This window comes from Nocardiopsis sp. ATB16-24, from assembly GCF_030271535.1.
GTDB lineage: Bacteria > Actinomycetota > Actinomycetes > Streptosporangiales > Streptosporangiaceae > Nocardiopsis.
On record NZ_JASCXJ010000002.1, the window covers coordinates 266,421 to 287,006 of the forward strand.

At 67.7% G+C, this 20,586-nt stretch carries 19 protein-coding genes; 12 read left to right on the forward strand and 7 right to left on the reverse strand.

The genetic code is table 11. The annotated features are described in order from the left end of the window. Positions 1–74 precede the first annotated feature (74 nt). A complete protein-coding gene (locus PFX91_RS03270) occupies positions 75–995 on the forward strand; it encodes an AbiTii domain-containing protein (RefSeq protein ID WP_285729292.1) in 921 nt (306 codons plus the stop codon). Between the two features lie 41 nt (positions 996–1,036). Here PFX91_RS03270 and PFX91_RS03275 read toward each other — a convergent pair whose 3' ends face one another. The 6 genes from PFX91_RS03275 to PFX91_RS03300 all read right to left on the reverse strand — a co-directional run bounded on the left by PFX91_RS03275 (position 1,037) and on the right by PFX91_RS03300 (position 6,990). Next, positions 1,037–2,236, reverse strand: a complete 1,200-nt coding sequence (locus tag PFX91_RS03275) for a helix-turn-helix domain-containing protein (RefSeq protein ID WP_285729293.1) — start codon at positions 2,234–2,236, stop codon at positions 1,037–1,039. 52 nt (positions 2,237–2,288) lie between these two features. Further along, positions 2,289–2,738, reverse strand: a complete 450-nt coding sequence (locus PFX91_RS03280) for an NUDIX hydrolase (protein ID WP_285729294.1) — start codon at positions 2,736–2,738, stop codon at positions 2,289–2,291. Between the two features lie 366 nt (positions 2,739–3,104). Beyond that, on the reverse strand, positions 3,105–3,815 hold the full coding sequence (locus PFX91_RS03285) for a 5-formyltetrahydrofolate cyclo-ligase (protein ID WP_285729295.1): 711 nt from the start codon (positions 3,813–3,815) through the stop codon (positions 3,105–3,107). A gap of 15 nt (positions 3,816–3,830) precedes the next feature. After that, a complete protein-coding gene (locus PFX91_RS03290; RefSeq protein ID WP_285729297.1) occupies positions 3,831–5,039 on the reverse strand; it encodes a helix-turn-helix domain-containing protein in 1,209 nt (402 codons plus the stop codon). Between the two features lie 113 nt (positions 5,040–5,152). Beyond that, positions 5,153–6,034 carry a phosphotransferase enzyme family protein gene (locus PFX91_RS03295; RefSeq protein WP_285729298.1) on the reverse strand — a complete coding sequence of 294 codons (882 nt, stop codon included), beginning with the start codon at positions 6,032–6,034 and terminating at the stop codon, positions 5,153–5,155. Between the two features lie 5 nt (positions 6,035–6,039). Further along, entirely contained in the window at positions 6,040–6,990 is a 951-nt protein-coding gene (locus PFX91_RS03300; protein ID WP_285729299.1) for a hypothetical protein, read from the reverse strand. Positions 6,991–7,520: 530 nt separating this feature from the next. Between PFX91_RS03300 and PFX91_RS03305 the strand changes: the two genes are divergently transcribed. The 7 genes from PFX91_RS03305 to PFX91_RS03335 all read left to right on the forward strand — a co-directional run bounded on the left by PFX91_RS03305 (position 7,521) and on the right by PFX91_RS03335 (position 14,153). Then, entirely contained in the window at positions 7,521–7,916 is a 396-nt protein-coding gene (locus tag PFX91_RS03305) for a roadblock/LC7 domain-containing protein (protein WP_285729301.1), read from the forward strand. Positions 7,917–7,993: 77 nt separating this feature from the next. Next, positions 7,994–8,278, forward strand: coding sequence for a helix-turn-helix domain-containing protein (locus PFX91_RS03310; protein WP_285729303.1), 285 nt, complete (start codon positions 7,994–7,996; stop codon positions 8,276–8,278). After that, positions 8,262–8,873, forward strand: a complete 612-nt coding sequence (locus tag PFX91_RS03315; protein WP_285729305.1) for a hypothetical protein — start codon at positions 8,262–8,264, stop codon at positions 8,871–8,873. Before PFX91_RS03310 ends, PFX91_RS03315 begins: the two co-directional genes overlap by 17 nt. After that, positions 8,870–10,105, forward strand: coding sequence for a styrene monooxygenase/indole monooxygenase family protein (locus PFX91_RS03320; RefSeq protein WP_285729306.1), 1,236 nt, complete (start codon positions 8,870–8,872; stop codon positions 10,103–10,105). The genes PFX91_RS03315 and PFX91_RS03320 overlap by 4 nt, the downstream gene beginning before the upstream one ends. Positions 10,106–10,154: 49 nt before the next feature. After that, positions 10,155–10,853 (forward strand): class I SAM-dependent methyltransferase, encoded by a 699-nt coding sequence (locus PFX91_RS03325; protein WP_285729308.1) that lies wholly within the window; start codon positions 10,155–10,157, stop codon positions 10,851–10,853. Continuing rightward, positions 10,850–13,729: a beta-ketoacyl synthase N-terminal-like domain-containing protein gene (locus PFX91_RS03330; RefSeq protein ID WP_285729309.1), complete on the forward strand. Its 2,880-nt coding sequence runs from the start codon at positions 10,850–10,852 to the stop codon at positions 13,727–13,729. Before PFX91_RS03325 ends, PFX91_RS03330 begins: the two co-directional genes overlap by 4 nt. A 10-nt stretch (positions 13,730–13,739) precedes the next feature. Beyond that, positions 13,740–14,153, forward strand: a complete 414-nt coding sequence (locus tag PFX91_RS03335; protein ID WP_285729311.1) for a WhiB family transcriptional regulator — start codon at positions 13,740–13,742, stop codon at positions 14,151–14,153. Positions 14,154–14,237: 84 nt separating this feature from the next. Here PFX91_RS03335 and PFX91_RS03340 read toward each other — a convergent pair whose 3' ends face one another. After that, the gene (locus PFX91_RS03340; protein WP_502888240.1) at positions 14,238–14,495 is read right to left on the reverse strand and encodes a hypothetical protein; all 258 of its coding nucleotides are present in this window, start codon (positions 14,493–14,495) and stop codon (positions 14,238–14,240) included. Positions 14,496–14,661: 166 nt separating this feature from the next. On the opposite strand from PFX91_RS03340, the gene PFX91_RS03345 reads away from it, so the two are divergent. The 4 genes from PFX91_RS03345 to PFX91_RS03360 all read left to right on the forward strand — a co-directional run bounded on the left by PFX91_RS03345 (position 14,662) and on the right by PFX91_RS03360 (position 20,281). Next, positions 14,662–15,567, forward strand: coding sequence for an endonuclease/exonuclease/phosphatase family protein (locus PFX91_RS03345; protein WP_285729312.1), 906 nt, complete (start codon positions 14,662–14,664; stop codon positions 15,565–15,567). A 49-nt stretch (positions 15,568–15,616) separates the two neighbouring features. Continuing rightward, positions 15,617–16,927, forward strand: coding sequence for a tetratricopeptide repeat protein (locus PFX91_RS03350; RefSeq protein ID WP_285729313.1), 1,311 nt, complete (start codon positions 15,617–15,619; stop codon positions 16,925–16,927). 41 nt (positions 16,928–16,968) lie between these two features. Then, complete coding sequence (locus PFX91_RS03355; RefSeq protein WP_285729314.1) at positions 16,969–18,195, forward strand: hypothetical protein; 1,227 nt, start codon at positions 16,969–16,971, stop codon at positions 18,193–18,195. 172 nt (positions 18,196–18,367) lie between these two features. Next, positions 18,368–20,281 carry an ABC transporter ATP-binding protein gene (locus PFX91_RS03360; protein WP_285729315.1) on the forward strand — a complete coding sequence of 638 codons (1,914 nt, stop codon included), beginning with the start codon at positions 18,368–18,370 and terminating at the stop codon, positions 20,279–20,281. Positions 20,282–20,586 lie beyond the last annotated feature (305 nt).

Consider the following 20,586-nt stretch of genomic DNA (forward strand, 5'->3'; position numbering starts at 1 on the left):
TCTGCAAGCTTCACGTGTACGAGGCCTCCCCACCGTCGGCGAACCGTGTCGGTACCCGTCGCCATACTGACGAGATGAACATGCTCGATCAGATCATCCAGGAGGCGAGCACAAGCTCGATCCCCGTCGCTGACGTGCTGCGCAAGATGCTTGTGATGAGCTACCGCATCAAGTCCCAGGAGACGGTTACTTGGGTCAAGCACGAGCTCGATGGCTACCCCCGGGACGAAAGCGTGCGGCTACCGACCTACCGTGGCCCGTTCACCCTTCCAGTCCATGGAACCTACAGCGGTTATTACGGGAACAGTAGAACTGGCCCACTGGGTAGGCATGGAGTCCCCGAGAAGTACATCTCCGCCATGTTCGAGGGTCCGCTCACCGAACCCATCATGGAACTGGAAGCCTTGGCTGCGGGAGAAAACGACCCAGGATTTCAATGGAGTCCCGTGCTGATTGGTCAGTGGAACGTGTGGGAGGACGAAGGACGAGTCCCTCGATTTGAGGGGATGAACCTCATCTCGGCGCACGCTACTCTGCCCCGCAGCAAGGTCAAGGGGGTCATCGACAGCATCCGGAACAACGCGTTGACCTTCGCGCTGGAATTGCAGAGCTCCTACCCACAAGCTGGTGAGACCGATGGGCCGACCGTCCAGGACGCCGGGGTGCAACGCGTCGTCTCCGTCATGATCACCAACGTCTTCGGGACGGGCAACAACGTGGCCATCGGCGATGGCAACACCATGAACCTGACCGTGCAGCCGGGTGACCTGGAGGGCCTGCTCGACGCCGCAGCGAAACTGGGTCTGGACGAGAAGGCCCGCGACGAGCTGGTAGAGACCGTGACAGGGGATGCTGGACCGGAGGAGAAGAGATCCCGGTTGGCTGCGTTCGGAGAGCGAGTCAAACAGGGCGGTGTCTCATTGACCGGCAACATCACCGCCAACATCGCGGCAGCCAAGATCCTTGAGCTGGGAACGCAGTTCCTCGGCGGATGACCGGCTCCCTGAGCTCCTGACATAGCGATACCTGGGCCCCTTCACACCTCCAATCGGTGAGCGAGTCCGACGAGGTCTGGAGTTCGGCGTCCGTTACCGCGTTCCAACAGTGTCTGCATCGTGGTGTGGGTTTGAGGGTGGTAACGCACCCATTCGGGGGCGATACGGTGCGCCTCCAACAGTGCCGCTGTCGCCTGCTGGTCGTGTCGGAGTTCAACACGGGTGTGGGCACAGTTGAGTAGGTAGCGGGCTCGCCAGGACGCCGGCACTCCGCGGGTGGTGGGCCTCTGTCCGATGAGGTGGTGGGCCAGGTCCAGGTCGTCGAGTTCAACGGCGTCGTTGACGGCGGTCATCGCCACCACCCCGGGGCCGAACACCGCCCACTGGTCGATCTGATTGTGCCCGAGACGTTCTGCGGCCGATCGTGCCACAGCCGTCAGGTCCCGGCAGCGCCGTGCCCCTCCAGAACGGGCAGCCGCACCGGCGGTGTTGATGAGCAGAGCACCGAACACCGCCAGTTCCTCCTCGTTGGCGCCACTCCAGGGAGGCTCGACGGCCTCAGCGGCACGGGTAGCGATCTTTTCGGCATCATCCAGGCGGCCTTGGCGGCGGTAGACCCAAGACAGGAAGTTCGCGGCGGCCGCGTAGTGCAGGTGCGATCCGCTGGCGCGGGCGGCGGCCATGGCCCGTTCCACAGCCAAGAACGCCAGGTCCTTGTGGCCCAACGTGATCGTGATTCCGGCCGCTGCCTGGTAGGCGGTGGCCAAGACGCCCTCCGCTTGTACCTGTGCCTCTGCGCCACCCTCGTGGGCGGTGGCGCGAGCTTGGCTGATGAGCTCGGGCAGGCGGACGGTGACCTGGGTGTAGGCGCCGTCCTGGTAGAGCGCCCACACTCGTCGCATCTGCTCACACAACTCCGCCGGATCCGCAGGCGTGGGCTCGACGGGATCGGTCAGACCGAGCGCCTCGGGGGCGGTGAGAGCATGTCGGATGCCATCGACGGTCAGGAAGGGTTCGGCCGCGGCGCGCTGTTCGGGCGTGAACAGCGCGGCCGTAGAGCACTCCAAGGCGCTGGCGAGTGCGTCGAGGGTGGACAGGCGTGCGCTGGTACGTCTGCCCTGTTCCAGCCGGCGCACGACGTCCACGCTCACTCCAGCTGCGGCGGCCAGTTCTTCTTGAGTCAGAGCCCGCCTGCGTCGGTGTCGAACCAGTTGTGGACCGATGTGGGGGGAGGTCGGCACGGGCACCACCTTGTAGGTGACGGGGGCGACCACGGTTCTGGCCGCTTTGGGGTCAGTGTGCCCTGTCCCAGCCGTGGGTGGAGAAGGTTTCGCCTGACCGGATCCGGTCGATGATCGTGGCGATGTAGGGGATCGTGCTCTTGGGCAGGTCGCCGGGATCCTCCCAGGACAAGCCCGAGCACAGGTCGGGTTCCATGTTGGTCGGGGTTCCCTGCCAACGTGTGGTGGTGAAGAAGAACCCGATGCGGGTCTTGCCCTTGCTGTTGCGGTGATGGGCCACGTGCGCGCACACCAGGTCGGCGGGGTCGATGACCACGCCGAGCTCTTCTTTGAGCTCACGGGCCGCTCCTTGGAGTGCGGACTCGTCGGCCTCCAGGTGTCCGCCGGGGATGCCGTACTGGCCGTCGGCGAACCCTGTGGCTTGGCGACGACCGAGCAGAACCCGGCCGTCCTGGCGGGTGAGCAGAACGCACACGTCTACGGTGGGCTCGGCCCTCGTCATCGCTGGCTCCTTCGGTGACGACCGACATGGACGAAAGACGTTCCCAGGATGCCGCACCAGTTCCTGCGGCGCCGGGTGAGGGGGCAGGCCTTGCTCAGGAGTCGGGGGAGACAGTGTGGTGTCCCGCTCTGGCGCCCACATCCAGGGTTCTGCCCTTTGCCAGCGCTACCGGACCCGGGTCCAGTGCGGCCACCTCTCTGGTCCGGTGAGCACCTCTGTACCGCGTTTCTAGCTGTTCGAACCCTGTTCGGCTCCTGCCAGCGTCCTCAGTGCGCTCGGACAAGTGAGGCTTCGCTCCCTGGCGTCTTCACCACGTTGCCAAGAGTACGCGGGGGAGAGAACATCAGTGTGCACCTGCGCCGCGTCTCACTGAGCTCGTAGGTAGGGATGCAGCGCCGGGATGGTCGTTTTCTGTTCGGTGCTCAATGCGTCAACAAAGACGCCCTGGGGGCGGTGACGGGGCGGGCAGGTGATAGTGCGTGTCGGTGTCACGATGAGGTCGACGCTCGCATCGTGGGGCCCTTCGGGCAGCTCCTCGTCGAGGACCTGAAGGTCGTGCACGGTGGTGACGATCAGGGTCTGAGGCCCCAGAAGCCCAGCGTCGGCGAGCAGCCCCATCTCGATGTCGCTGTAGCCGGCTCCCTTACCGAGGCGGACTCCGGCGGTGTTGACGGCAACACTTCCGCACACGACCACGTCGACAGGGCGCATCTGGGATACCGACACCCGCGGAGCGTACTTGGCCGCCCACGCCTTGGTTGCTGAGACTCGCCCTGGTACGCCTAGAGCAAGGTCCAAGAAGTAGAAGGGCTGGAGGCCAGCCAGGCGGGGCACGGCCATGTACACCTGCTTGCCCGCATCGATGGCTACCGCTCGCACTTCGGTCTGGGCTTTGTCGGGGTTGGACTTGACCACGTGCGCGGCACGCCACCGCTCATGTTCGGTCAGGCGTTGAGCAGCCTCTGGTGCGCCGCGAAAGTCGGGGATCTTGCCTTGGACGCTGCCGGTCCGTCCTGCGCCTGCGGCGTCCATGCGTTCCCAAACGCGCTGGCGCACCTGGTCCTTGCTGGTGTTCATGTGCTGCTTTCGGTGTCAGGAAGCGAGGAAGGTGAACAGCCGATCGTGGACGTCGGCAACCCAGGGTTCCTGGCGCCACGGCCGTAGTTCGCGTGAGGCTGTGGCGACGAGCGGTAGGGCGCCGCCGGCCCGGGTGCTTTCGACCGTGTCCAACGCTTGCTGGAGGGACTGTACTGCTTGTTCGGGACGTCGTTGGCGTATGTGGGCCAAGGCGAGGTTGGCGACCACGATGGCTTGGGACTTGGCCCGCCCATCCAGCAGAGGAACAGCCTGTTCCAGAAGGGCTTGAGCGTGGCTAGGACGGCCTAGGGAGAGGTAGATGGAGCCGGCCATGCGCAAACGTCGCCCCGACCATTCGTCAGCGTCAAGGTCGGCTTGTTGCGCATAGGCGTCGGCGTCATCCAGATGGTGTTCGGCCTCGATACGGTTGCCCATGCGGGCGTGGACTTCGCTGATGTGCAGTGCCACCGAGGCTTGGGTCGCGGGGTGACCCTTAGCGGCGTGGGAGGCGCGTTGCGCGCTGGCCAGAGCTTCGTGAAGGTTTCCGCCGCTGCTGTAGAGAGGGATGAACGCACGGCGCAGAAGCGCTTTCGCGGCGATAGCGCGGTCCTTGCTCTCTTGGGCGGCCAGAATCGCTTCGTTCAAGTACATGGCTGCGGTGGAGCCATCCTTGCGATGGGAAGCGTCCCAGACGAGTTGTCCCATGAGCAGGGCTGATCTGCTTCTCAGACTCAGCAGCGTATGGAGTTGGGACGCAGAGTTGGTGCCGGCCCTGATGAGCGTGCTGTGGAGTTGTCCGGCTTCGGCGAGCACAGACGCTGAAGGCAGCACGTCGTAGTCGAGTTCCAGGCGTTGAAGTTCACTACTCAGCCAGTCAACGATGCCAGTATCCGCAGAGAGCAGAGGCTTCCACACAGGGTCGGGCTGCTGGGATGGGGGCGGCTGTGGGGAAAGCGGAATGTGGTCCCAGTCACCGCGGCCTTCGGGAGCTGCTTGGGCGAGGTTACGGTCGCGCTTTACGCGACTTCTCGTGTCCGTGTGGGTTGCGCCGAGTCCTTCCAGAGCCTGATCGATACGGCCGATGTTCTTCAGGCCCCGCTTGTGGCTGACGATGTTGGAAATCAGCGGCTGTGACACCCCGGCCATCCGCGCCAGAGCGTGCTGGGACAGGTTCGTGTGGCGCCGGATCAACCGGATCAAGGAGTCGACGTCCTTGTCCTGCACTGCCTGCCGTGCCTCGGGCAGCTCCCACAGCCACGCCGGGATGCACCTGCACCCGGCGTCGGTTCGGTTTCCTCGGGGTCGTCCGCAGTTGCGACACAACGGGCTCATCAGGGTTACCGGGTGATCCAACTGGTGGTGGTCTCGTCCAACGTGGAGATACGGTGCAGCAGCTGGTCGCGGGCGGCAGCGTCCCCACGGTCGGCGGCGCGCACGTAGGAGCCCAGGGTGTGCAGGTCGCGGATCCGGGTCAGGACGTCCATGCCCTCCCAGGTCGACAGGTCGTAGCCGTAGGCCTGGGAGAAGTCGTCCAGTTCGGCTGGGGTACGGCCGAAGCGTCTCCCCTGCCAGAGGTTGGCCAAGTCGAGTTCGCGGGGACCGTGGGCGCATTCGTCCCAGTCGCCCAGGGTGGGAATTCCCTGTTCGTTGTAAAGCACGTTGCCCAGCCAGGCGTCGCCGTGGACGAGTCCGGCGCCCAAGGGGAAGGTGAGTTCGTCGTAGGCCGCCAGCAGGTCCTTGATGCGCGCCTTGAGGCCGGCGATCATCTCCGGCGGCAGCGTCCTGGTGTGGTCCAAGGTGGCGTTCAGAGACGTCAGCGGAGCGAACTCCGGCAGCCCTGCACCCAGGGAGGGCGGTGGGGCGCCGAGCCGGTGTAGGTGGCCCAGCAGGTGGCCCAGGTCGGCCGAGGTAGGGGCGGCCCCCTCGGGTTGAGGGTAGTAGTGCCAGACGGTGGCGACCTGGCCCTCCTGAGCGAAGAGGGTGTCGACCAAAGGCTCGGTGACAGGCAGGCCTTGCTCGTGGAGCCAACGCGTGATGGTCAGCGCCCGCTGGGCGGCGACGGCGTGAGCGGCTGGCATGATGCGGACGATGGCGCGGGCGCGGGGCAGGAGCCAGACCTGGGTGCCATGGTGGCGCACGAGCGTGCTGGGCTGGGCGGGGGTGCCCAGATGTGAGGCGACCGCGGTCAGGAGGGCCGGTGGGGTGCTGGAGGCGCTCATGGTCTTCACGGTATCCGCAGCTGTGCCAGCGCGTCCCGGATCTGATGGCACTCCGCTGAGGAAACAGGGGAGCGTGCCAACAGGCGGGTACAGGACGCCAGAGCCGATCTCAACTGTTGAATGCGTGCGGGCGAGGGGGTGCGGGCCAGGTCGTCGATGGCGGCCAAGGCGGCGTCAGCGTCGCCCAGGAGCAGGTGGGCGCTGATCAGGTCGGCGCGGGCCAGGGTCAGGTCGCCGTAACTGCGTTGCGACGCCGGTCCGCTCTCGTAGGCGCCGATCGCGGCTCGGGCGCTTTGCAGGGCCGGTTCGGCGTCGCCAAGCAGGACGAGGGTGGAAGCGGTGTAATAGTCGCGTTTGGGGCGGGGGAAGGTGAAGATCCCCCCGACCTTGACGCTGAGGTCCTCGGGGTCTTCCGGGGCGTGGACGGGGCGGGTCTGGAGCTGGTCCAGGGCGGCGCGCGCGGTGGTGGCGTCGCCGCGCCGGGCTGCGGCGCGGGCCTTGATGGCGGTGATGCGCGCGAAGGACTGCGGCCCGTGAGCCAGGCGTTCGACACGATCGGCCAGTTCCAGAGCCTGAGTGGTGGGTTGCCAGTCGGCGATGAGGGTCCGGGTGCCCGCGGCCCAGCTGTGCAGGTGAGGGTGTTCGGTGTAGTCGGCGCAGCGGTGGGCGTGGTCCAGATGGGTCAGGGCCGCAGTGCTGTTGCCGCTGTCATGGGCGGCGTAGGCGAGCAACAGCTCGCAGGTGCCGACTATGACCAGCAGGTCGTGGGCGTGGCGGGGTCGTGCTCCCGCTTGGTAGTGGCCGAGCGCGGTGTTGCGTAGGGCTTGGACGCGAGGAATGAGAGGCCTCGAAGGGCTGCTCACGTAGGCGCCGGCCAGGCGGGCGAGCTGGTGTTCCAGGGTGGCCAGCGCGTAGTCATCGGTGTTGTCGGTGAGCAGTCTGGTGATATCGGGCATCGGTTCCATAGACGCTGGTCGAGCAGCGGAGGCGGCTGTTTTCGTGGTGAAGGAAAGGTGCTCGCGTTCAGGTGCTCCCAGTCCTTGTAGCGCTTGCTGGTTTCTCTTCACCGATGCGAGCACACCGCCCTTTTCGATGTCGCTCACCTTGGCCTGGGAAATTCCGGCCATCCGGGCGATAGGAACCTGTCCCAGACTGGTGTGCTTGCGTAGGGCACGGATCACCGTGGCGGCGTCGAGTTCAGCCACGGCATGTCGTACCTCAGGAAGACCCCAGAAGTAATCAGGAATGCACCCGCATGTGCCTTTTGTCCTGCTGTGTCCGCAGTTGCGGCAGAGTGCCATCGGGAACCGTCCTTTCCGTGTCCGGTCATCGTCTACCAGCGAAGGCGGAGCCGCATATAAAGAAACTGATCTTCTTTATCAGGCATCTGATTGCTTGCGGTTGTGCCGGGTCGTCACGCTGAAGATATGGACAACAGCCCTTCGCTGACGGGGGCGTTCCTTCCTTCGGAAAGAAAGGAGCGCCGATGACGTCCCTTCTTGCGACCACACCCGTGACCAGCCCGCTGCTGAGTGAGGTGCTCACCCGCCTACCCGGGGCCCGGCAGGTGGTGGTGTGCACCGACGCCGGTCTGGTGCACACCCTGGCCCCCGGCGCCGATCGCCGACAGGCCGACCAGCTCTCCATGCTCGGCGCCAGCCTGATCAACCTGTCCACCCACTTGGGTGAGCTCGGCTACGGCAGACCCCGACGTTTTCTCACCCGCGTGCCCGACGGGTGGCTGCTGATCTTTCCCATCGACACCCGTCTGCGCGCGGTACTCGTGGTCGATGGCACCACCAAGCTCAAGGACGCCCGCGCCTCCCTGGACCGGCTCGTGACCCGCTTCCTGGACATCTACCTGGGGGGAGGTGAGCTGTGAACGCCCCGACCGATCCCCGGCGCGGCCCTGCGGTACCGCCATTTCGCTCCCCTGACGACCCGTGTCCGCGCCTACTCGTGGCCGACCATGCCCTGGTGTTGTGCGCCCCTTCTCCCTCCCCCGAGGCCTTGGCCGGGTTGGACGATGTCGCGCACGCCATCTACCGGCTGTGTGCCGAACAGGCCCGAGGATCGGCGCCGTTGGTGGTCATGGAGATCGCCGCCCGGCTGAGTTACCCACGGGCCGCGACCACCACTCACCTGGGACGCCTGGCACACCTGAGCCTGGTGCAGTTGACCAACCCCCATGCGGCCACCACTCCCCATCATCTGCAGGAGGTGCTCGATGCCCTGCGCGCCTGAACCCGAAGCCGGCAGTAAGACCCCCGCCGCCCACAGCCAGGACGTGGGTGAGAGCGCATCTGTGCGTTACGCCCCCGGTCCCTGGACCAGCAGCAAGGTCCTGGTCACCGGAGCCGCCCGTGTGGGCAAGAGCGCGTTCACCGGCGCGGCCAGCGACATCGCGCCGGTCCGCACCATCGAGACCATTCCCAGCCCACGGGGTGATCAGGCACTCGTGCTCGACCTGGGGCGGATCACCATCAGCGACCACCACGTCCTGACGCTGGTCGGTGCGCCGCTACCCACGGTGTGGGACGGGCTGTGGCCGGACGTGGCCCGAGGAGCCCTGGGTGCCGTGGTGTTGGTCCACCCCGATGCTCCCGAGGACGGCTTCCCGGCGGTGGAGGCTTTGGAGGAGACACACGTGCCTTTTCAGGTCGTCGTCGCCCATCTGCACAACACCACCCCGGACGTCAACAAGGTCGGCCAGGTGCTGGAGGTGGAGCCGTCCCGGGTCACCGTGTGCGACCCGCGTAGCCGCGTCGCGGCTCGCTTCGCCATCGGTGACGTGGTGCGCTGCGCGCTGGCCCAGATGGCGGGGCAGGTGTTGCTGTGAGCTTCAAATGCCTGATTGTGGGTGCGGGCCAGTCGGGGCTGGTACTGGCGCATGCTCTGCTCTCGGCTGGTGCGGATGTGACGGTGGTCTCCAGCCGTAGCTCCCAGGATCTGCGCAGGGGCCGAGCCCAGATCACCCAGCTGACCCTGCCGCACGGGCTGGCCGTGGAGTCCTCCTACAACCTGTCGCTGTGGTCAGGGGTAGCGCCGACGTTCGACCAGGTGTCTTTGTCGGTGGTGGCCGATGAGACCTCCCAGGTCGGCTTCACCGGGACCCTGCCCGGTGTCGGTCTGGCGGTGGATCCGCGGGTCAAGCTCGCCGACTGGCTGGAGTTCTTCGAGGACCGTGGCGGCAAGGTCGTCATCCACGGCCTGACCGTCACCGATCTGGAGTTCTTCACCCGGCCCGGCATGTACGACGTGGTGCTGTTGGCCGTGGGTGACGGCGAGCTCGGCCAGATCCTGGACGACGACCACACCCGAGCTGCTGGCGCCGGCCGCGTACGCAACGTCACCCAGGCCTATGTCACCGACTTGCAGGCCCCTGAGGACCAGGTGTTGGTCTATTCCTGCAAAGAGGGCGAGGGCTATGTGGTGCCGACTCTGACCGCCCAGGGGCCGGTCCACTCGGTCATGCTCATCGGCCGTCTCACCGACGAAGGCAGGATCCCCACCCTGGACGGCGCTGCTGTGGGGGCCTCCATCCACCAGCCCGAGGCACTGCTGCGCCGAATGCGCGACATGCTGCGCATGAACCACATCCCTCTCTGGGAGCGGCTACACGAGGCCCAGCTGCTGGATCCTTTCTCTGTTCTGCTGAAGAGCGTCAAACCCAAGGTGCGCCGCCCGGTGTACACCTTCGGCCACGGCGGCTCCCTGCTGGCTGTGGCGGACACGGGCGTGAGCGTACCCCCGCAGTGCGGACAGGGATGGGAGGCATCTTCCCGATCGGCTCAGGTCTACGCCGATCGCATCCTGGCCCACGCCGAAACCGGGCGGCCCTTCGATGCCGATGTCCTCAACAGCATCTTTGCGGCCTACATGGAGCACAGTGGCGCCCACATCGATGTGTTCGAACAGTACGTCGACCGGTTCTGGACCGGCCGGCTCACCGAGGCCGAGCAGGACCTGTTCCAGCGCGCGTGCGCCGACCAAGCCGTCGCCGACGACTACGTGGCCGGGTTCGCCGACCCCGAGCAGCTCGTGCGCATGCTCCACCCCGCTCAAACCTGACCCCATCTGCGCTCTCCTCCTCCCCCTGATGCGAAGGGCTTGGTTCGTCATGCCTGAAAACACCCCGTGGGTGTCCGCACCCAACCCGGTGCTGTACAGTCCGGCCAACATCCAGCGCTACCGCAGCCTGGTCGTGGACAAATCCCACCGCTACGCCTGGCGACTCGACAACGACCAGTTGCAGGACCTGTACCTGAAGAACGTCTCAGACCGGCACCTGGAGATCGGTCCCGCCGATCTGCACTTCCTGCACCACACCCCCGCGCCCGCGATGGCACACGGCTGGCACGTGCACGTGCTCGACATCAACCAGGCTCCCTTGGAGGAGGCCAAGACCAAGCTCGCCGGGCGAGCCCAGGTAGATACGCACGAGCACGACATCCTCGTCGCCCCTTGGCCTTTGGCCGATCAGTCAGTGGACTCACTAGCGTGCGGCAATGTGCTGCACTGTCTGCCCGGGGCGAGGTTCCGTGCCAAGGCCGCAGTGTTCGACGAGATGGCCCGCGTCCTGACCGAGGACGGGGTGGCCTGGGGATACACCCTGCTGGGGGCCCATGACCCGGCGATCTCGCCCAACCCACTGGCCCGGCTGCTGATGCGCTCCTACAACAAGGCCGAGAACACCTTCCACAACACCGGTGACCGCTACGCCGACCTGGAGCGTGAGCTGCATTTGCGCTTCGCCCAGGTGGAGCTGTCGGTGATGGGCTGCGCCGCGGTGTGGGTGGTCAGGGGGCCGGTCCGATGAGAGCCGAAGTCGCCCTGCTGGGCATGGGGTTGCGTCTGCCCGGAGGCATCACCACCCCCGCCGATCTTGAACACGTCCTGCATCAAAGTCGCAGCGTCGTGGGGCCGGTGCCCGAACAACGGTGGAAGCGCATGCGTGAAGGCCTGCACCCCGACGAGGTCCCCGACCAGCCCTGGACGCTCGGGACCGTGGACGACATCGACGACTTCGACCACGCCTTCTTCTCCATCTCAACCGACGAGGCCGCCGAGATGGACCTCCAGCAGAAGAAGCTGCTGGAGGTGACCGTCGAAGCCCTGCAGGACGCCGGCATCCGCCCCTCGTCCATGGCCGGGACCCGCACGGGCGTCTACACCGGTGCCGCCTCCTTCGACCAGGCCGCCCGCGCATTCGCCACCGGGGCACGGTCCTCGGTGCACGCCGGATCGGGTGCGTCCATGTCGGTGCTGGCCAACCGGATCAGCTTCCACCTGAACGTGCACGGGCCGTCCCTGAACTTCGACAGCGCCTGCTCGGCCTCGGGCAGCGCGTTGCACTACGCGCTGCGCGACCTGCGCTCGGGTGCGGTGGACACCGCCATTGTGGCCGGGACCAACAGCCTGGACTCCGCACCCATCACCGCGGGCTTCCACAAACTCGGCGTCCTTGCTGCCGACGGCGTCTGCGCACCCTTCGACACCGATGCCCACGGGTACGTGCGCTCCGAAGGCATGGTCGCGGTGGTGCTGCGCCGCGTCGAGGACGTGGACCTGCGTGCACACCGGGTCTACGCCCACCTCGCGGGCAGCGGCCTCTCCCACGGGGGCCGTGCTCCGCACCTGGTGGCACCGCGCGCCGAACATCAGGCCCGTGCCATCACCGACGCCCTGGCCGACGCCGGACTCGTACCCGATCAGGTAGGGGTGGTCCACGCCCACGGCACCGGCACCAGGGCCGGGGATCTGGAGGAGACCCGCGGTCTGGCCCAGGGCTACACCGACCACCGCCCCGGCACTCCCACTTTGCTGGTCGGCTCCTCCAAGGCGGCCCTGGGGCACACCGAGGGCGCCGCCGCTCTGGTCGGGGTGTGCGTGATGGCGTTGGGGATGCACCGGGGCCGGGTTTGGCCCACCGTGCATCACACCCGCCCGTTGCCGCTGCTGGACAAGCGGGGCATACGGGTGCTCACCAGTGTCGAACCCTGGCCGTACAAGGACGGGGAGCCTTTGGCTGGAGGGGTATCCGCGTTCGGGTTCGGCGGTTCCAACGCCCACCTCATCCTCACCCCCGCGTCCCAGCCACCCGCCCGCAGTAGGCGTTCTTCGCATTCCCTGGTCCCGGCGCTGTTGCCGATCTCGGCACACACCCGTCCCGCGCTGGCCGACACCGCCGACCGGTGGGCCAAACACATCGGCGGCCTGGACATGCACTCCCTGGCCGCCACCGCGTTTGAGGGCCGCGACCACCACCGCCACCGTGCCGCCATCGTCACCGCCAACGCCGACACCGCCGCCCGGGCCCTACGGTGTCTGGCCCAAGGAACCCCGCATGCGGCGCTGGTGGGCCCCTACACCCCGACCGGGATGGTGCCCGAGCGTCTGGCGTTCGTCTACTCCGGGCACGGTTCCCACCACGAGCACATGGCCGTCGAACTCGCCGCCGCCCTGCCGGAGTTCGCCAACGCGGTCGACCGGGCCCGGCGCGCGCTGCAGGCGCACGTGAGGCGGCCGGTGTGGGCGCCTGGCGACACCCTGGACGACTTCGAGACCATCCAACACGCCGGATGGATTGTGCAGGTGGCGCTGACCGACACCCTGGCCATGGTCGGTATCCGCCCGGCTGCGGTGGTCGGTCACTCCGCTGGGGAGGTCGCCGCCGCCTACGCCGCCGGCGCCTTGGACTTGGAGCAGTCGGCCCGTGTCATGGCTGCCCGCAGCCACCACCTGTCCACGTTGAACGGTGCAGGGGGCATGCTCGCCGTGGCCCTGGACGCCGAACAGGCCCACCGGGTCGCCTCGGAGGCGGGGCTGGAGGTGGCCGTGGCCAACAGCCCGCACCTATCGGTGCTCTCCGGCCCACACGCCGGTTTGGAGCATGCCACCGTGCAGTTCGCCGAGCAGCAGGTGTGGTGCAAGCCCATCGCCGACGTCATCCCCGCGCACAGCCGCGCCGCCGAACCCCTCCGACCCGCTTTGGCCGCCGCGCTGGCCAACCTGGATCCGCGTCCGGCGCACGCCCTGTTCGTCTCCACCGCCACCGGTGCTCCGGTGCAGGGCCAAGAGTTGACCGGTGCTTACTGGGCCGAGCAGATCCGCCTTCCCGTGCACTTCACCGATGCCATCACCGTCCTGACCCGTGACCAGGTGACCGGCTGCGTGGAGATCGGCGCCCGCTCCGTGATCGCCGGGCACATCACCGACACCGCTCCCGGCACACCCGTGGCCACCGCTACTACCGACCCTGAAGCGTTCGTTCGTGCCCTGGCAGGACTGTACGTGCACGGCCACACCCCTACCCGACCCGTGTTCCCCGGCACCACGCCGACCATCCCACCTCCCCACTCCTGGAATCACTGCTCCGACACCGCAGCCCCCGCTTCGATACCCGCCATGCCCGAGCAGGTCACGGCCGAGGACGCCCAGGCCCTACTCACTGCGCTGATCACACGTACCAGTGGGGTCCACATCGACCCCGACCGTGACGCCACCGCCGACCTGGGATCCCTCGGTGTGTCCTCGCTGGACCTAGTGGCCATCACCGGACAGCTGCGGGGAGCTCACCCCCGGTGGGCGCACCTGATCCACACCGATCTAGCCCAAGCCCGCACGCTGACCAGGATCTGCGACCTGCTCACCCACTCCACCGCGGGCATGCGACCACCCCCCAAGAGGTGCTGACCGTTCTCCCGTGACCCCGGACAGCACCTCGGGTGTCCTCGCCCCGCTGCGGGGCGCCGGGCGAGGACACCCCACATCCCTCTTTTTCGCCTCCTTGGACCTGGACATGGACTCACCCTTCACCGAACACGCCAAATGCCGTGACGTTGACCCCGATGCGCTCTTCGTTGTGGGAAAAGCTCAGAACCACGCCAAGCTGCTCTGTCGCAGCTGTCCCGTACAGGCCGACTGCCTGGCCGAAGCGCTCGACAACCGGATCGAATTCGGCGTGTGGGGCGGCATGACCGAACGCGAACGCCGCGCCCTGCTACGCCGCCGCACGGACGTGCCCAACTGGCGAGAACTGCTGGAGCGAGCCCGATCGACCTACGAGCAGGCCCACCCGCCCCAGACCCGACGTCCATTCCCCGCCACCACCGTCTGAGAGGCATCTCAGACGGCCAAGTTGTCAAGCCGTGACCGCGAGATCGGAGGTGAACGCACGTTGCTCGTAGAAGACCTGACCGGTCTACAAGCAGTGGAACAGCTGCCCCAGCATCCGGTTGAACAGGTGCCGCTGGGCCTGGGCGTGCCAGTCACCACGGAAGACGTCTCGCAGCCGCTGGGCCTCTTCCTCGATGCCGCAGGAGCAGCCGGCACGTTTGAGCGCCGATCTGAGCTGGGCCGGCGACAAACGCGCGGCTCCGTTCGGGGTGGGCGCGACGGCCAGGACAGGGCGGACTTTGGCCCGCTCCAGGCCGTGCTGCTTGAACTGGAGCGCCTCCATGGCGGCCGGATATTAGTCGCGCAGCAGCGAGCGGCCCTGGTTACCCGCCTGGCAGATACACCCCGGCGAAACACACACGCGCTACACCGCCCACGCCCTTGCCTCCGAACTCAGAGCGCCCAGACATCCGCCCCCTCACCCCTGCATCCGGCGACAGGAGAAGCGCATGACCACGCATTCCACTACCGGTGAGTTGCCGGTGGCTCTGATCAACCTGGAAAAAGGCTTCGACAAAGGTCAGAGCCTGCACCTGCTGGACGAGGTCATGGCCCCGTGCACGCAGACCCACTCGGCCCTGATCGTGGTCAACGAGGCGTGCTGGCTCACCCCCAGACGCATCCCCGAGAGGGAGGCCGCGCACCGGCTCTCCCAGTTGTGCGGAACACGCTATGAGATCGTCACCGGCACTTTGGAACGCTCCTACCACCCTCCGGCGCTGCTGTGGGACACCAACCGGTTGCGCCTGGTGGAGTTCTCCGACGAACGCAGCGACTCCAGCCGGTGGGCGCACAACACGGCCCGCCTGGCCGCCGTCGACGGTTCCCACGCCGATCTACGGGTGGTCATCGCTCACTGCGACTACGCCTCCGGAGAACGCCGCATGATGGAGGCCCAGACCCTGGCCGCGCAAGTCCGCCCCGGTTGTCCGGTGCTGGTGGCCGGCGACCTCAACGCCACCGCCTCCGGCCCGCACCTACCCGACCGGGACTGGTCCCGGGTGCCCGCGCACAAACGCCACCACAAGGCCCGCCAACGTCCCGACGGCACCTTCGTCACCGACACCCGGGCCCTGGACGCCCTCATCGGGGTGTGGGACGAACAGGCGGGTGCCCGCCGTGGCGGGGTGGGCCTGCACGCCTTGGCCGAGACCGCCTGGGACCAGCAGGGTCGCCCCGACCGCGTGCTGGCTTCCACCACCTACTCGCACCAGGCGTTGCTCATCGACTGGCTGCTGGCCACTCCCGACATCGGCCTGGTGCCCGGCACCTACCGAGTGTGGGACGGCGATCCGGCCCACACCGACCACAAGCTCGTCACCGCCACCATTCGTCTGCCCGACCGAGCCCGCTAGCGCTCCCTGTCGGGCGCCCACGCGCCCCTGTACCGAGGACTCCTTCGACATGACCCAGCCACCACCCGCTCCCAGCGCCGACCGTGTGACCCAACTGGTTCGGCACCTGGTCACGCCTGACCGTGACGCAGCCGTCCTGCTCACCGCCCACCCGGGCCCGCACTGGACTCTTGAGCTGGCCGCAGCCCTGTGGGAACTACCTCTGCCCGAGGCACAGCACCGGCTGAAGCGGTTGGTGCAGTCAGAGCTGCTCATCTGCCACGACGACGAGCGCCACACCATGGCCACCGCGGTGCGGGCCGCGCTGGAGCGCACGGGTGCGACGGTGCTGTTGCCCGGGTGCCGGCACGCCCGCAGGCGGATGGTGGCTCACTACACCGAGCACGCCATCGCCGCCGACCTGGTCCTGGACCCGGGCCGGTGGCGGTGGCACCCTCCCATGGCCGAACAGGTCCGCCTCACCATGTGCGATCGGTTCACTTCACCCGCCCAAGCCCTGAGGTGGTTCCGGAACGAGCAGGACAACCTTCTCGCGGTGGTCGAACTGGCCCACCGCACCTCCCACCACCAACAGGTCGTCCTCATGGCCGAGGCGGTGAACACCTGGGATGAACGTCAACGCCCCCGCGGGATACGGCGGCTCTTCGAACTCGGTCTGGCCTCAGCCGAAGCGGTGGACGACGGCGGCGCCCAGGCCGTGATGCACCACGCCATGGCCTCCCAGCACCTGCGCCGTGGTGAACACGAGTCGGCTTTGGCCTCGGCCAATTACGCGCTCGCCCTGTGGAGCAGCGAGGACCCCCGGCGCTCCCATCCCTACCACGGACGCGGTCTGGCCCACTTCCACTTGTTGCTGAGCCAGGCCTACGAGCAGGTCAACGACCTGCTCATGGCAGCTCGCTACGCCGACCTGGCCGTGCGAATCAGCGAAGCTCCGGGGCACCCTCGTGACAGAGCGCTGGCCCGCTACCGCCAGGCGCTCGCCCTGTCCGTGGACGAGCGCTGGGCCGAGGCGGCAGCGCTGTTGCGCTCCGCCCTTCCTCCCCTGATCAAGGGCGGTGAACGGGTGTGGACGGCGCTTGTGCACCGGACGCTGTGTGAGGTGCTCATGGACCTGGGCCAGTACGAGGCCGCACATCAGCACGGGCACACCGCGCTGGACCTGGCCTCTCAGGAGGAGGTCCCGGTGGTGCGTGGACAGGTCCACGAGTCGTTGGCCTGGCTGGCTCACAAGCAAGACGACCTCGACCAGGCCCGCGATCACTTCGAGTGGGCGTGGGCTTCCTACACCCCGGTCGACCCCCAGCGCGCCGTGCGGATGCTCTCGTCCAGCCGCGAATTCACCCGACCCACCGCGTGAGCCACAACGCTCACCTTCACCAGGTAGGACCATCTGTGACCATGACTCGTGCCCACACCGCACTGGATCCCGCCGCCCGCACCCTGCACCAACTCCTGGCCTTGTTCCCGGGCAAGACCTTCACCGTCGAAGCCGCCGCCGCTCTGGCCGATCTTTCTCGCATCCAGGCCCAAGAGGTGCTGGACCACCTGGTCGGCCACCATCTGCTCACCCACACTGCGGGCCGCTACCGCCAGCGCCCTCGAGCCCGTGCGCACGCGCTGAGCGCGAGCCTCGACGTGCCCGCCCCCGACACCGGCTCGGCCCTGCACCGCATTCTGACCTGGTACCTGCACATCGCTTCGGCAGCCTCAACCGCTTTGGACCCTCACCGGTGGCATTCGGAGTTGCCCCCACCACCGCAGCCGACCCGGGTGTTCTCCTCCAACCACGCGATGCTCTGGTTCGCTGAGGAGCTCGACGCGCTGCGCATGGGTATGAGGCTGGCCGCCGACACCGGCCACCCCCGGCTGTGCTGGCAGCTCCATGAAGCCACCTTGCCCTACCTGCGCCTGCACCGCTCTTTCACCGTCTGGCAACAGACGGTCACCTGGGCCCGTGGCACTGCCCGCGCGGCGGCCGACACTGTAGGGCAAGCGGTCACCGCCACCAGCCAGGCCACCCTGACCCGAGCCCTGGGGCACACCGAGTATGCGGCACAGGAGTACGCCCACGCCCTGGAGCTGTGGGACGCCACCGGGCACATGCCGGGGTACGTGAACACCCTCATCGAGTACGGGCACCTGGAGGTACGCGCCGGCCGAGGTGGACGGGCACGGTTGAAGTTCACCGAGGCCGTGGAGCTGTGCCGGACCGACCCCGACACGTCCATGGACCTGGAGTTGCGGGCACGAGCGGGATTGGGCCAGGCCGCACTGGACATGGGTGAGGCCACCGACGCGCTGGCCTGCTTCCGCGACATCATCGAGGCTTCCTCCGCCGCCCCGGGACTACGGTTGCGGGCACTGACCGGCATGGCCACCGCCCACCTGTTGCGTGCCGACCCGGTCGCCGCCGCGCACGCCCTACAGTGGGCCGACCTGCTCATCCCCCTGGTGTCGGACCCGGTCGCCTCCGCCGACACGGACCTGATCCGCGCCCACTTGCACGCCGAGGACCCTGTTCTTCATCGCGCCCACCTGGTACGCGCCTACACCGTGCTGCGCAGCGTGGGCGACCCGAGAGCCAACGCCGTCCGGACGCAACTCAACACGCTTCAGGCGCCATGACCCCGTGGTCACGCGGCTGTCGATACCGGCAGTCGGCCACACACAGCGCGCTCCTTCCTGGCATCGCCAAAGCACTCCTTCCTCACCGGCACCACCGCCCTGTCCCCACAGGGAAAGAACACTTCGTGACCGCAGCCCTTCCCTCTCGCACGTCCACCCTTGGAGCACCCCAGTGGCACCACCCCAACCGCACGACCCAGACTCCACCGCCTCCGACACCGGGCTGGAAGAAGAACTCACCGCCCCCAAATGGCGACACTTCGACGGAGAGCTGGTACGTACCAGCCTGTGGACCAAACTGACCCGGATGCCCGCCCTCACCGCCTCCGCGCTGGCCTGGGCCTGGCGAGCCGACCCCCGCGACCTGACCCTGGCCCTGGCCGCAAGCGCCCTGGCCGCCGTCCTCGGCGCCCTCAGCCTGGCCTCGATCACCTGGGTGCTCGACGCCATGCTGGCCGAAGGACCCATCGCCCAGCGGGTGCACGCCGCCTTTCCCGCAGTGGTGGTGGTCGCCTCGGTCGCCGCCCTGGCCGGATCGGTACGCCTGGCCTCGGACTGGGCCCTGGCCCGGCTGGGTGCCCAGACCGAGCGGCTGGTCGAACTGGAGCTGTTCGACCTCACCACGAGAGCCCGGCTGGAGGCCTTCGACGACGAGGCCTGGGCCGACGCGATGTACCGCAGCCGTGACCGGGGCCTGTACGAGGTGCCTCATCTGGTGACCGCCTGCCTGGAAGTCTTCTCCGGCCTGGTCGGTCTGCTGTCCCTGGCCGGGGTCCTAGCCGTGCTGCACCCCCTCCTGCTCCCCCTGCTGCTGGTCAGCGTCGTCCCAGCCGGATGGGCGGCCACACGCGCCGCACGGATGGAGTACGACGCCCAACGGCGCCTGAGCACCGGCAGGCGCAGGCGATGGATCCTGGGCGACCGCATGGCCTCCCGGGACTCGGCCGCCGAACTGCGCTCCTACACCATGCGCCCATCCCTACTGGCCGACTACACCGCCCTTGCCGACCGCGAACGCGACACCATGCTGGGCGTGGCCTGGTACCAGACCCGGATACGCGCCCTGGGCAGCGCCATTGGCGGGCTGGCGACCGCGCTGACCTACACGGCACTGGGGGCACTGCTGGTAGTAGGGCTGATGCCGCTGGCTGCCGCGGGTACCGCGGTCCTGGCCCTGCAACGCTCCCAAGGGCAGATGCAGAACCTGCTGCACTCACTGAACCGGGTGTACGAGTCGGGGCTGTACTACGCCGACTTCACCGAGTTCTGCGACCAGGCCCGCGCTCAACTGCCCCCGCCCGCCACCGCCACCGCGGGAAAGCTGCACCGGGTGCAGGTGCGCCAGGCCACGTTCACCTACCCCAGCGCGGACCGGCCCGCGCTGGAGGCGGTGACGGTGCACGTGGACGCAGGCGAGACGATCGCGCTGGTGGGGGAGAACGGCTCCGGCAAATCCACCCTGGCCCGGGTGATGGGAGGGCTCTACCGACCCCAGGAAGGGCTCGTGACGTGGAACGGCACCGACTACCTCGCCCTGGGAACGGGGGTGTGCGACCGTATCAGCGTCATCATCCAGGACCACACCCGGTGGCCGATGACCGCCCGCCGCAACGTCACCATGGCCCAGGAATGCGACCGGCAGCGCCTCGACGCCGCCGCCCGGTTGAGCGGCACCGACCGGGTCGTCTCCTCCCTGCCCCGAGGCTGGGACACCCTGCTCGACTCCACGTTCGCCTCAGGAGTGAACCTGTCCGGGGGCCAGTGGCAGCGCATCGCCGGCGCCCGCGGTTTCTACCGCGACGCGGACCTGCTCATCGCCGACGAGCCGACCTCCGCATTGGACGCCAAAGGCGAAGCACGGTTCTTCACCACGATCCGCGCCCATGCCCAGCGCACTGGAGCCGCCGTCGTGCTCATCACCCACCGCATGGCGTCGGTGCGCATGGCCGACCGCATCTACGTCCTGGACCAGGGACGGGTCATCGAGCGCGGCACCCACAGCGAACTCATGGCGGCCGAAGGCCGGTACCACGAACTGTTCACCCTCCAAGCCGACGCCTACACCGACCCCGCGCCCAATCCGTGAACCCGCCCCGAATCCGGGATACCACGTCCTCATCGCCCTTGCGAGGGGTGGCAACACGACGAACGCGGCCACTCCTGTCACGGCCCTTCTTCTTCCTGGTGCCTTGGGGCGCGGCCGGCTTGATGCGTGTGGAGCGACCTCAAAGCGAGATGCTCGGCGAGGCGAAGACCCGGTCCAGACATAAGGGCACTTTCCGAACGACCACAGGGGCCCAGGCACGCGAAAACCCCAGGTCAAGGACCTTGGAAAGGCCCCTTGAACTGGGGTTTCATGGGTGAGCCCCCGGGGGATCGAACCCCGAACCC